This is a genomic window from Bradyrhizobium sp. 164 (assembly GCF_023073715.1).
Classification (GTDB): domain Bacteria; phylum Pseudomonadota; class Alphaproteobacteria; order Rhizobiales; family Xanthobacteraceae; genus Bradyrhizobium.
This window is the reverse complement of record NZ_JADPKA010000060.1, coordinates 1-11,784: the sequence shown is the minus strand read 5'-3', so window position 1 is coordinate 11,784 and position 11,784 is coordinate 1. Positions and strand designations below refer to the sequence as shown.

The following is an 11,784-nucleotide window of genomic DNA, read 5'->3' as shown; positions in this document are numbered from 1 at the left end:
CTGAGCGGCCGATCCACGGGCCGGCGCGCTAGTCCCTGCCCCACCCATCGTTCCGAACCGGCTTGCGGGACTTGGGCTTGCGCTTCTGTTCGGCCTTCGGGGTGAGGTTCGGCGGCACCGGAGCCGGAGCCGGCTGAGGAACGACGGGAGCGGGCTTGGCCTCCGCGTCTTTCTTGGCGCGCGCGTCGATGATGAGATCGCCGATGGTACGGTCGAAATTCGGCCCGTCATCGACGTTCGGTGGGACCTTGCACCGACAGGTCAGACACCGGTCAACGCGCACCCGGATCCGCTCAAACGCGCGTTCGTCCTCGGGCGTGATTTCCTTGTTGTCACGCTTGAGGAGCCGCACGCGGTCCCAGGTATCGATCTCGAAATCCTCGATCTCGCATTCCCAGAGTTCGATCCGCACGTCTTCCGGAACGGGGACGCCCGCAACGTACGTCGCGGTACTCAGAAGAAGGGCATTCTCCTTGCGGCACTCCCATGAAAGGTGACCGGCTCTCCTGACCTGTACGAGATATCGACAATCATGAGGGCGCAGCGGGTTTGAAGCTTCCGGCGCAGCGGAGGCATTCTGATCTTTGCGGTCTTCGTTCTGATTGGAGTTGGACATGTGAGGCCCCGGCATTTCCAGTTGCGAGGCCGTCTATGAATATCGCTCTTTGCCGAAAGTACAGAGCGGAGACCATTGGATAAGTGGGCCGGACCGGCAGACAGTATCTTGAAAAAGCTGAGAAATACTGCTACAAGGAGCAAGAACGACATCATAAAGACGGGAGAGACCCGTCACATGTGGAGGGGCATTCGCCACCCCAGTGAAGTCGATGGACTTCACTGGCCACATGTGAATACATTCTTAAAAGTAACCTAATGGAATTTGGCGGCTCGCCAAAGCCCGAATTGGCGGCAATTCACAGTTTCGTGAAGGAGCTGCCTAGGGTGTGGGCAGCCGCGGGGTGGCGTCTTCTGGGCTGTGATAATGACGCTTATCGGAGGTCAAGACGGAGTCGGTCATGGTGGCGCTGTTGGAGCAGATGCTCCGGGACGTGCGCCGGGAGATCGCCGCGATCGAGATGCGCTCGGCCGCGCGGACTGCTGGGCTCCTCGCCCTAATCCGGGATGGGGCCGACACCGCCGAGCAGGACCGGCTGATGTCGGAGGACATGCGCACCCTGGACGGCCTGCGTCAGGAACAGCGGGTGCTGAAGGAGGCCCTGGAACGCCCCGACCTCCCGGCGAGCGCCCAGGATCTGCTCGATCTCGCCGACGCGAAACTACGCCTTGTCCTTGAGGCCCGACTCCAGCTCCAGGACCTGAGGGGTCAGGGATGACCGTCGCGCCCGTCCCGGCCTCATCGCTCCTCGATGACGCGCTCGCGGACGCAGATCGGGAGATCGCCGAGACTGAGCGGCGGCGCGAACGGCAAGTTCACCTCCTCCACGGCCTCGACCCCGGCACGAAGGCGCGGACCTGCGCCGAGCGCCTCCTGTGCGAGATCGACTGGACCCTCTCAATCAACCACACGCACCGAACGCTCATCCAGAACCTGCTGGCGACCGAAACCTCCAACGACGTGGGTTCCCCGTGACCACCCTTCCTACCCCTGTCGCAGAGACCGCAATCGGCCCCGCGCTCGACTTGGAAGCGGTCGCCGCCCGCGCCGCCGGACTCGCTCGGCAGGCGCGCGCCGCTAACACGCTCCGCGCCTACGAGGCCGACTGGCGGGAATTCGCGGGGTGGTGCGCCGCCCGCGGCCTCGAACCGCTGCCCGCCGCCCCGGCCGTGGTCGGGCTCTACCTCGCCGACTGCGCCGACCGGCTGTCGCTCGCGACCCTCGCCCGGCGGGTGAGCAGCCTCGCCGCCCGGCACCGCCGGGCCGGGCTCGGCCTCGACGTGCGCCACCCGGCCGTGGCCGACGTGCTGGCGGGCCTCCGGCGCGAGCGCGGCTCCGCCCAGCGCCGCGCCGAGGCCCTGACCGTGCCGCGCCTGAAGCAGGTGCTCGCCGGGCTCGGCGACGGCCTCGCCGACCGGCGCGACCGCGCCCTGCTCCTGGTCGGCACCGCCGCCGCGTTGCGGCGCTCCGAGCTGGCCGCCCTCGACGTGGCCGACATCGCCGTCCTGCCCGAGGGCCTGCGGGTCACGATCCGGCGCAGCAAGACCGACGCCGAGGGTCGCGGCGCGGTGCTCGCGGTCGGGCGCACGGGACAGGCGACGTGTCCGGCCGCCGCCTACACGGCGTGGCTTGCCGCGACCGGGATCGCCGAGGGGGCGGCGTTCCGCGCCGTCGACCGTCACGGCCGCCTCGGCGGGCGGCTGTCCGGCAACGCCGTCGCGCTGATCGTCCAGCGCCGCGCTGGCGCCGCCGGGCTCGACGCGGCGGCCTATGCGGGCCACTCCATGCGGGCGGGGTTCGCGACCTCGGCCGCCCATGCCGGGGTTGGCGAGATCCGGATCGCTCACCAGACCCGTCACGCCTCGCTCAGCACCCTGCGCCGGTACGTCCGTGAGGGGGCCCTGTTCGCCGACAATCTCGCTGTCGAGATCGGATTGTAGCGCTTCCAGGGCTCTCGTCTGGGACGCCCAGGAGTCCAAAGCGTAAGGCCCGACAAGGAGTTGCGGCTCGGTTATTGAAACGGTTATATTTTCCGCCATATCCTTCCAAGGGCGCGACGTGCTGCCGGATGGAGAGGGCCTTATGGACGTGGAAGAAGACCAGTCGCGCCAGATGGCGATCATCGAGCCCCTGCTGCTCGGCATCCACGACGCCTTGTACGAGGCGGTCGCCACCTACAACGGTGACGGGTACTCGGATGCGGTTCGTGCGCAGCACAGTGATCGCGCTGCCGCGTGCTGCATCTACGACCACGCCGAACGAGCGCTGATGGACCGCTTCGACGGCACGCCTGGGGTGAACTTCCTGGATCGCCGGGGGCTTCACCTGCTCAACTACCGGGATCAGGCGCTGATCCGGGTCAAGAAGGTGAACGGGTTAGGCCAACACGCTAACTACCAGACCCTGCAACAGCAGGATTATGACGACGAGATGCCCCTCCTCGATCTGCCCGAGGCGGCCGTGCGTCTGTATGCGGGCTACCAAATGGATGCCGCCGGGGCCGCGATCGAGCGGGTGATGATTGTCAGGCAGATCGGCAAGGACGTGATCTGGACGGCGCAGGTCACCGCTACGGAAGCCCAGGCTGCGTGGGTGGACATCACGCCGGAGCGGATCCCTGACACTGGTCGGACCGACTTTGAGGCGGCGCGTGCGAGACGAGGACGCTAAGTGACCGACGCGGTCTTCAACGCTGACATGCTGAGACTCGCGCGTGAGGCGCGCGAGATGACCCAGGCTGATCTGGCGAGAGAGGCGTCTGTCACGCAGGCGCTCATCTCGAAGCTCGAACACGGCCTGATCGGCCAACCCTCCGACGAGGTGCTGGGCAACCTCGCGAAGGCACTCCGCTTCCCTACAGCCTTCTTCCATCAGCGCGAGCGCGCGATCGGGTTCCCCGCCTTTCACTACCGCAAGCGCACGAAGCTCGGCGCGAAGCCACTCGCGCGGATCGGTGCGGTCATCAACATCCGGCGTCAGCACGTGGCGAGGCTCTTGCGCTCCTACGACCTGGAAGTCGCCAAGCCGATCCCTCAGATCGACCTGGACGAGAGCGGCCTCACGCCAGAGAAGGTCGCCGAGCGGCTGCGCGCGTACTGGATGCTGCCGCGTGGGCCGGTCGCCTGCGTGGTTGATACGATTGAGCAGGCGGGCGGCATCGTCATCATGACGAGCTTCCACACCAAGCTTCTGGACGGCATCAGCTTCCGTTCGGAGGGCATGCCACCGCTCTTCTTCATGAACAAGGATGTTGCCGGGGACCGCTTCCGTTTCTCGCTCGCGCACGAGCTTGGACACATCGTTATGCACACCGTGCCTGACGACGATCAGAAGATGGAAGAGGAGGCGCACCGCTTCGCTGCGGCTTTCCTCATGCCTGCCTCGGATATCAAATCATATTTGATATCTCCTAAGATTACTGCTCTCGGTAGAGTGAAAGCGTACTGGAAGGTCTCTATAAAAAGCTTGATTAAAAGAACTTACGACCTAAAATTAATTACTGATTCTCAGTACAAAAACATGAATGTTCAGTATAATAAATCTTTCAACGAGGGTGAGCCATACGAAATACAGGTAGAAGAACCTTGGCGCCTTAGAGATATCATCAAGTATCACTGCAACGAGCTTGGATACAGCTTGTCTGACTTGGCGCGCCTTCTGGCTGCGAACGAAGCCGACGTTGAGCGCGCGTATCTCCCGCGCCAGGGCCTACGCCTCGTGGTTTCGAACTGAGTTTTGGGTCCCCTTCTACGTGACGAGGACGCGTGTCCAGTAGGCGTTGTCTCCGCCGCCCTCGACTACGAGAACCCCATGGGTGAGGATATTCACGACGCTGCCACAGCGCTTGCCACGGCATATGCGAACGGCGATGTCTACCGTGCATCGGGCATGGTCCAGCGGGAACATAATGTCTCTGTACAAAAAACTACAAGATGTCCGCAGCGAGGAAGACGTCAAAGATGTTTACATTCAGGCGTTAGGCTTGAAGAAATATACCAAAGGGCTAATTGATATTCGTACGAAGGAAATGTGGTTCGAGGCTAAACATCACGGCAAGGACTCAAGTTATAAGATGTTCACCCAGCTTCTGCATTATGTGCAGGATGGGTTGAATAAAGGGGACGAGTTACCACCGTTCCTGGCAGTAATGGATACTGAGAAGGCGGCTCTGATGAAGACCGCTGATGTTATTCCATTTTTGAAAAAGAAGACGATAAAATGGGGCAAGTCGGCTACTAAATTCCCGAAGGAGGCGCTCGACCAAGTATCCGCGTTCATTGGAACAAGGATGGTCTCGTTCAGGATAGCGACGCACGAAGATGAATTCATCAGTACTGTAAAAGCCGCTCTGACAAAGGGCGATATTATCCGCATTTCGATCACGCCAGATAATTTGAAGCAAGTTTTCGATAAATGGGTCGAGATGATCGGTCGGGAAATCGGCGGTGCTCCGGTAGATAAATATGCCCTTCTCTTTTTCGCCGACATCATGCATGACGGAACCAAGGCGACTCATGAAAACTTGCCGGCCGAACTTCTCCATCAAGGAGAAGCGCCCGTATTTTCCCTCGACGGTAAACTTTATAAACTAGGTAATCGTGAGGGTTACCGTCAGTTCTGGTCAATTTATCACCGCCCACCAGATGAGGAGTATCGCAATTACTTATTAGAGCGTCGCGACTCCCTAATCCCGCTAGACGAGCGTAGCTTCAAGGGCGCTTTCTATACTCCACTCCACGTGGTTGATAAAGCCTACGATAAGTTAGCCGACGTTCTTGGGAAGAACTGGCAGAAGAACTACATAGTTTGGGACATGTGCTGCGGCGTTGGGAACTTGGAAACCAAGCATTCCAACCCGCGAAACGTTTTTATGAGTACATTAGATCAAGCTGACGTCGATGTTATGAAAGCTACTAGAACCTGCGTTTCCGCCACTCGGTTTCAATATGATTATCTCAATGATGACATTACGGCTGATGGCAGAATTGACTATAGCCTCACCAACAAAGTGCCGCCCGCTCTGCGGCAGGCAATCGCCGAAGGTCGAAAGATCCTGATACTTATCAATCCGCCATATGCAGAAGCTGCAAACATAGATAACATCACAAGTTCTCGTGGGAAAAATTCAGAGAGCAAAAAAAGCGTTTCAAAGACGCAGATTGCTAAAACGATCAGTGATTTTGGATACGCTTCGCGCGAACTATTCGTGCAATTTCTAGTGCGGATCGCCAAAGAGATACCAAACGCTACCTTGGCTATGTTCAGTACCTTGAAATATGTAAATGCTCCAAATTTTGAGCCATTCAGGTCGTTTTGGAATGCATCTTATCTCGGCGGTTTCTTGGTGCCTAGCAAAGCATTCGATGGTCTAAATGGGAATTTCCCTATTGGCTTCCTTATTTGGGAAACCGATAATTCCGCAAAAAAGAAGACACCAATTACAAACATAGTTGCGGAGGTTCTTAATAAAAAAGGCGAAGCAATTGGCGAAAAGCAATTCTATAATCTACCAAGTGAGCGATTTCTGAGCAATTGGATTAAGCGGGCAAGGTCTAATAAGGATGACGCCCTGCCCTTGAAAGGCGCGCTCGTGCCAACGACTAGTATTAAAGATGTGCGTGGCACTAAATGGGCAGACGGAGCGATCGGCGGAATGATTGCGCCCGGTGGTGATGTTCAACACGCAAATCTTACCGCCTTGCTATCATCAGGGTACTGTAGCGCAGGCGGTTTTTTCGTCACCAAGGAAAATCTCTGGAAATCGGCAGTTGTGTTTGCGGTACGGCGTCTAGTTAAGCCGTCGTGGCTCAATGATCGGGATCAGTTCTTACAGCCTGATGAGCCTCTTACTGAAGAATTTAAGATGGACTGCTTAGTCTGGATGTTGTTCAGCACACAAAATCTGACGGCTGGCGCGAACGGATTGGAGTGGAATGGTCGCCAATGGAGTCTGGTCAATCACTTTATTCCGTTCACCGAGGCTGAAGTTAATGCACCTGACCGATTTGAATCAGATTTTATGGTTCAATACCTACATAAAAAGAAGTTTTCGGTTGAGGCTTCCGCAGTCTTACGAGCAGGTAAAATCCTTTGGCAAACGTATTTCTCCATCACCGATGTATATAGCGTTCGTCAAAGCCTCAAACTCAATCGCCCCGATGTTGGATGGTATCAGATCCGATCCGCTCTTGGTCGACGCGAGGAACAGAAAGACAAAATCGAAACCGAATTTGCTGTCTTTGACTCAACCTACGAGACGCTGACATCGAAGCTAGCACCGATGATTTATGATCTTGGCTTCCTAAAAACTTAGCGTGCAGCAGCGGCTCATGCTGGTAAGCAAGCAGGCGAGATCTCGGGACACGAGGCGGAGAGAGAACGTTCGTCTCCGCGCTGTCAATCTGCATAGGTATGGGCGCTTAGCGTACGTTTTCGAACATCCTCTGCGATGACCCCGAGTTGGCGTAGACGAAATACCAAAGGTCCAAACCGGGTGAACGACGACGCCTTCACAGATGAGCTGAGATCGGCCCTGGAGGCCCTGATCTCGGAAGCCCGTGCAGCAGGCCCAGGGCGGGTTGTGACCGCGGCCGAGCGCGCTGCGATAATCTGGGTCACGGACCGCCAGGAAGCCCCCGAGGCCGCCCGCCGCGATCTGCCGGTACCAGAGACCGCACGCCGCTTGCAGTAGGATCCCGGCCGCCCTGGCTCCTGTGGTGGGCGACGCGATCTCTCGTTCATGACGGACACCCGTACCCACGACGATCTACGAACTTACAGCCTCCCAGATCCGGACTGGTGCACAACTGCGGTTCAGCCGGCGAGCCGACGCCACCATGGGCGTGCTTTCCAGGCTTCCAGCTCGGCGCGGGCCTGGGCGGTCTCCGCTTCGGCTCTCTTCTCCAAAGCACTCAACTCTACCCGTGATTGAGCCGCTGCGGCATCGGCCAATGCTAATCGCGCTTGCAGCTCGCGCTCGCGACCCCCGGCCTCCTCAACGACCTGGGCGAGTTGCCGAGCGAGAGCGGCGACCTCCCCGACTAAGTGATCGGATTTCTCAGTCTCGGCGCTCCTGTCAGCTACCGCCTGCGACAGAGCTTGCTGCGCCTCTGTGAGAGCCCGCTCGAGCCGTTCGATATGGGCGGTTAGGAAGGCAACGAAGGTCCTTTCGAGAGGGCCTTCGACAGGAGGCTCAGCATCGATTTCGCTTTCATCGAGAGGGGTTTCGACACCTCTCTTGAGAGCCCGCTCAAACTCTTCGATAGGGATCTCTATCCGGGTCCTACCGTCGTTACCGGGGAGCCTACGCCAGCCCTGTCGGCGCACGAGCTGCCGAGCTGAAGCCGGTTTCAGAGAGAATGCTTCCTCGATCTCCGCATACGTCATGATGCGGGACGAAACCCCCTTCGACACCTCGCTCATGACAGCCCCTCGGTCACTCGGAATGAGACGGACGAGAGGGTGTGTCCATAACTCTTTCGAAAGGGTATCTGACCGCCCTTTCGAGACCCCCGTCGAGGGAGGGCTTACCGTAGCCGTGTTGACTGCCTGTGTCGGTACGGGGATGGTGGGCGAATGCCGGACTCGTGCCGGTTCGAGGAGATAACCGCCACGACGGCAACGTAGAAAAAGCAACGGCCCCTCAGGCGCCAACCTGAGAGGCCGTGGACCGATCTCATAGAGACCGGCGGGGGATCAAACACCTCCCGACAGTCTCACGAGCACCCTTAGGGGTCAAGACGGGACGCCAATCCCGTCAACGGTCTTGCTCGTTCTGTGGAAGGGTGTCGCCCGCTAAGGCGATGCTCGCTGCTGTGCCGTGGCCCGCAAGGGCTGGGACATGTTCGCTGAAGAACTTAGGCGCGCCGTCGAGGTTGCGCCCCGGGGCGCGCTGCCCGAGGTGGCGGCGCTGCTGTGGCGCGCCTTCGGGGCGGGCCAGGTGAGTGAGGCCGAGGCCGAGGCGCTGTCGGCGCTGATCGAGGGGCGGACGGTCATCCCGGCCGCGCCCGTGCCGCCGCGAAGGCCTGCTAGCTCCCGGCCGCGGAGCGACGCCCCGCCGGGCCGACCGTCCATCTTCCCCCCGAAACGCCATCAGCGCTCGCCGGATCGCGCTCGGTCACTAGAGCGACGGCGGACCTTGGCTGCCTCTGGTCCAATGCCCCCGGCGCTCGCGGCCCGGCACACGACTGGCGAACTCGCCGCGTTACGGATCATCGCCGACGAGGTGCGGGCGCGCGGCGCATGTGAACTGTGCGTGTCGGCCATCGCGGCGCGAGCCGGGGTGTCGGCCTCGACGGCACGCAACGCGATCCGGACGGCTGCCCGTTCCGGGCTTCTCCACGTCGAGGAGCGCCGCCTTCTCGGCCGGCGCAATGATCCCAACCGCATCACCATCGTGGATGCCGCTTGGCGGGCTTGGATCGCGAAGGGCGGCCGAACCGGGGGGGGTGCCTTCAAAAAACTCGAGCCCACGGACAGAGGATCTCAGAAAGCGCAATCTTGGAGCGGTCAGCGGCCAGCGGAAACGTCGCAAAGAGCTGCCGGGAGGCAGGGTCGGGCGAGGGCAAGGCCACCTTCCGATTCCGGACCGGGTCCGTCACGGCGAGTGCCATCCATGCGGTAGGCTCATGCACCCGATCGTCATTCCGAACGGCCCGCTGCGCACTCAGTAGCCGTCGAGCACGGCGTACTCGCCACGCGGGCCGAACCGCGGCGCGCTCAGGTCGATGCGGACGCACAGGCGCGTGCGCCTGTCATCGGACTGGCAGTTCGTCAGCACCACGCGGCCTGCGCGGCGTTGCCAGTCCTCGGCCCGCGCCTGGAGCGTCGGCAATGCGACGCGCAGGCGCTCGACTTCGGCGGCGAGGCGGGCGCGTTCCGCCTGACCCCAGAAGGTAGACGCGGCGACGCCGGCAAACTGTGCGCCGGTGGCGCCCAGCACGACGAGGCTCAGAACTGCGGTGAGGCGAAGTGTCAGCCGAGCCGTTGCCTGTCGAACCCCGTGCGTCGCTGCGTCGATCTCACCGCGCGCGTCGTGCAGCGCGGCCACGACCTCGCTGCGCAGTCGGTCGGCCCCGAGCGCGGAGACCGTCGTGTCCAACGACGCGACGCGGTCGGACAGCGTTCCGAAGGCCGGCCCGAGGGCCGACACGTCGAGGGTGAGGGTACGAGGTTTTGCAGCCGCCATCTCGGCCGCCTGTGCGGCCTTGAGCGTCCCCTGCATGTCCTGCCCGAGTCGGTCCACGTCGCGGCGGACTGCCTTGAGCGTGTCGAGCAACTCAATGACGGGGTCGGTTGAGTTCGCGCCGTCCATTGTCGGCAGGGTCCTACGAGTGCTCCGTCTCGGTGGGCGGAACAGGATCCTGTCTCATGGAGAAGATGTGCAGGCGGCCGAGAAGGTCGGTGACCCTTCGGAGGTCCACATCCGGAAGACCGTCGTTGTCGATGATCGAGACCAGCTGCTTGGCATTGGCAGGGCTGTCGTAGGCCCATCGGATCACAACAGCGCCGACGACCTTCGCCTCCCGTTCATCCCTGGCTTGGATTTCTGCCTCCACACGTGCGGTCTCAGCGGCAAGCGCCGTCAGCCTCTGTTCCGGGGTGCGCTTGATGCGCTTCGGCTTGGTCTCGGTCGTGTCCATGTTCGAAGCTCGCTTTTTGAGAGTTGCATTCGAGGGGCGGGCAAAGCTAGGGTTGAGTCCCGAAGGGCGCGGTTACGTCTCGGACTGCGTCCGACACCCGCGGTCCTCAGGGGCTGCGCCCCGCCGGACGGCTTCCCCCCAGTCCGGCGCTTAGGCGCCGGACGTCAGGGTTCCTCACCCTGAAACCGAGCCAGCGTCGGGCCGCTGGACCACGTATGTGCGCACAGGGCGCGGTGACGGGATGGCGCTGTACCGCTTCGAGCTGAAGGTGATCGGCCGCTCCGGCGGGCGTTCGGCCGTCGCCGCAGCCGCCTATCGCTCCGGCACCCGGATGGTCTGCGCCCGCCGCGGCCAAGTCTTCGACTACAGGCGGCGCAAGGGCGTCTCGTCGCGCGAACTCCTCGCTCCCCCAAGCGCACCGGCATGGGCTCGCACGGATCGCCAGAAGCTCTGGCAGATGGTGGAGGCGAGCGAACGCCGGGTCGACAGTAGGCTCGCGAAAGAGGCCGTACTCTCGTTGCCGCGCGAGCTGAGCGTCGAGGATCGCGTCCGGCTGGTCCGCGCGTTCGTCGAGCGGGAGATTGTCGCGCTCGGTCTTGTCGCGGACATCGCGCACCACGACGGACGGACGGGAAAAGACGATCCGGACGGCGGCAATCCGCACGCTCACGTGCTGATCTCGACTCGTCGCGTCGGTCCCGATGGGTTCGAAGGCAAGGAAAAAGCTCTCGACGCTCGAGACACCCTGTTGCATCTCCGTGAAGCGTGGGCTTCGCATCTGAACGAAGCGCTCGAGCGTGCCGGAGCGCCGACGCGGGTCAGCCACCTCTCGCTCGCGGCACAATGCGAGGACGCCAAGGCTGAGGCTGCCGATGCGCGCGCCAGCGGTGACACGGAGAAGGCGGACGAAGCCGACGCAGCGGTTTTCGTGCTTGATCGGAAGCCGGAGCCGAAGCTCGGGCGGGGACACCACCTCCGAACCCGCGCTGGCATTCAGACCGACCAAGGCGAGGCCGTAGACGCGCTCCGGATTGAGCGTGCCCGCCGACAAACGCTGACCGCGACCCTGCGCACGCTGCTCCGAAAGGCCGCGCAGTTTCGGTTGCAACTCGGCGACCGCCTGCGTCAAAGCTTGAGCGAAGGTGCCATGGCCTCGCTGCGGGATACCAACCTCGCGGTGTCGGTGGGTCGCTTGGCACGCGGCGAAGGGGAGCGCCTGACTCCCGATGAGCGCATCAAGGCACAGGAACGACAGCGCGCGTTGAGGCACGAACAAGCTGAGCGGCGCTTGGCTTTGGGAGATGGTGAGCAGGCCTCGGCACGTGAGCGCGACCTGCGTCGAGAGGAGATTGAGCGCCATCGTATCGAACAGGAGTTACTGAGGGTCCGCGCCGTGATGCGGCGAGATCGTGGACGTGGGATCGGCCGCTGAGCGGCCGATCCACGGGCCGGCGCGCTAGTCCCTGCCCCACCCATCGTTCCGAACCGGCTTGCGGGACTTGGGCTTGCGCTTCTGTTCGGCCTTCG

The 11,784-nt window shown here is 61.7% G+C and carries 11 protein-coding genes; 7 read left to right on the top strand and 4 right to left on the bottom strand.

Going from position 1 to position 11,784, the window contains the following annotated elements; translation table 11 throughout:
* Positions 1-28: 28 nt before the first annotated feature.
* Positions 29-412 carry a hypothetical protein gene (locus IVB01_RS19500; protein WP_247330370.1) on the bottom strand — a complete coding sequence of 128 codons (384 nt, stop codon included), beginning with the start codon at positions 410-412 and terminating at the stop codon, positions 29-31.
* A gap of 604 nt (positions 413-1,016) precedes the next feature.
* On the opposite strand from IVB01_RS19500, the gene IVB01_RS19495 reads away from it, so the two are divergent.
* From IVB01_RS19495 to IVB01_RS19470, 6 genes are all read left to right on the top strand, one after another.
* Positions 1,017-1,334 (top strand): hypothetical protein, encoded by a 318-nt coding sequence (locus tag IVB01_RS19495; RefSeq protein WP_247299892.1) that lies wholly within the window; start codon positions 1,017-1,019, stop codon positions 1,332-1,334.
* On the top strand, positions 1,331-1,591 hold the full coding sequence (locus IVB01_RS19490; RefSeq protein ID WP_247299890.1) for a hypothetical protein: 261 nt from the start codon (positions 1,331-1,333) through the stop codon (positions 1,589-1,591). The genes IVB01_RS19495 and IVB01_RS19490 overlap by 4 nt, the downstream gene beginning before the upstream one ends.
* Before the next feature lie 50 nt (positions 1,592-1,641).
* Positions 1,642-2,556 carry a tyrosine-type recombinase/integrase gene (locus tag IVB01_RS19485; protein ID WP_247304047.1) on the top strand — a complete coding sequence of 305 codons (915 nt, stop codon included), beginning with the start codon at positions 1,642-1,644 and terminating at the stop codon, positions 2,554-2,556.
* Between the two features lie 142 nt (positions 2,557-2,698).
* A complete protein-coding gene (locus tag IVB01_RS19480) occupies positions 2,699-3,286 on the top strand; it encodes a hypothetical protein (protein ID WP_247299914.1) in 588 nt (195 codons plus the stop codon).
* Positions 3,287-4,348, top strand: coding sequence for an XRE family transcriptional regulator (locus IVB01_RS19475; RefSeq protein WP_247299911.1), 1,062 nt, complete (start codon positions 3,287-3,289; stop codon positions 4,346-4,348).
* Positions 4,349-4,523: 175 nt separating this feature from the next.
* Positions 4,524-6,929 (top strand): hypothetical protein, encoded by a 2,406-nt coding sequence (locus IVB01_RS19470; RefSeq protein WP_247299909.1) that lies wholly within the window; start codon positions 4,524-4,526, stop codon positions 6,927-6,929.
* A gap of 500 nt (positions 6,930-7,429) precedes the next feature.
* Here the strand turns inward: IVB01_RS19470 and IVB01_RS19465 are convergent, their stop codons facing one another.
* The 3 genes from IVB01_RS19465 to IVB01_RS19455 form a co-directional block, all read right to left on the bottom strand.
* Entirely contained in the window at positions 7,430-8,038 is a 609-nt protein-coding gene (locus tag IVB01_RS19465) for a hypothetical protein (protein ID WP_247299906.1), read from the bottom strand.
* 1,243 nt (positions 8,039-9,281) lie between these two features.
* On the bottom strand, positions 9,282-9,929 hold the full coding sequence (locus tag IVB01_RS19460) for a hypothetical protein (protein WP_247299902.1): 648 nt from the start codon (positions 9,927-9,929) through the stop codon (positions 9,282-9,284).
* A 13-nt stretch (positions 9,930-9,942) separates the two neighbouring features.
* Entirely contained in the window at positions 9,943-10,257 is a 315-nt protein-coding gene (locus IVB01_RS19455) for a hypothetical protein (RefSeq protein ID WP_247299899.1), read from the bottom strand.
* A 241-nt stretch (positions 10,258-10,498) separates the two neighbouring features.
* Here IVB01_RS19455 and mobQ point away from each other — a divergent pair, with 241 nt between their 5' ends.
* Positions 10,499-11,689, top strand: coding sequence for a MobQ family relaxase (mobQ, locus tag IVB01_RS19450; protein WP_247299895.1), 1,191 nt, complete (start codon positions 10,499-10,501; stop codon positions 11,687-11,689).
* The last annotated feature ends 95 nt before the right edge of the window (positions 11,690-11,784 follow it).

Bases quoted from the DNA above. Each gene is read 5' to 3' on its own strand.
- IVB01_RS19495 (WP_247299892.1), top strand. From the start codon at position 1,017: ATGGTGGCGCTGTTGGAGCAGATGCTCCGGGACGTGCGCCGGGAGATC.
- IVB01_RS19490 (WP_247299890.1), top strand. From the start codon at position 1,331: ATGACCGTCGCGCCCGTCCCGGCCTCATCGCTCCTCGATGACGCGCTC.
- IVB01_RS19480 (WP_247299914.1), top strand. From the start codon at position 2,699: ATGGACGTGGAAGAAGACCAGTCGCGCCAGATGGCGATCATCGAGCCC.
- IVB01_RS19470 (WP_247299909.1), top strand. From the start codon at position 4,524: ATGTCTCTGTACAAAAAACTACAAGATGTCCGCAGCGAGGAAGACGTC.
- IVB01_RS19465 (WP_247299906.1), bottom strand. From the start codon at position 8,038: ATGAGCGAGGTGTCGAAGGGGGTTTCGTCCCGCATCATGACGTATGCG.
- IVB01_RS19460 (WP_247299902.1), bottom strand. From the start codon at position 9,929: ATGGACGGCGCGAACTCAACCGACCCCGTCATTGAGTTGCTCGACACG.
- IVB01_RS19455 (WP_247299899.1), bottom strand. From the start codon at position 10,257: ATGGACACGACCGAGACCAAGCCGAAGCGCATCAAGCGCACCCCGGAA.
- mobQ (WP_247299895.1), top strand. From the start codon at position 10,499: ATGGCGCTGTACCGCTTCGAGCTGAAGGTGATCGGCCGCTCCGGCGGG.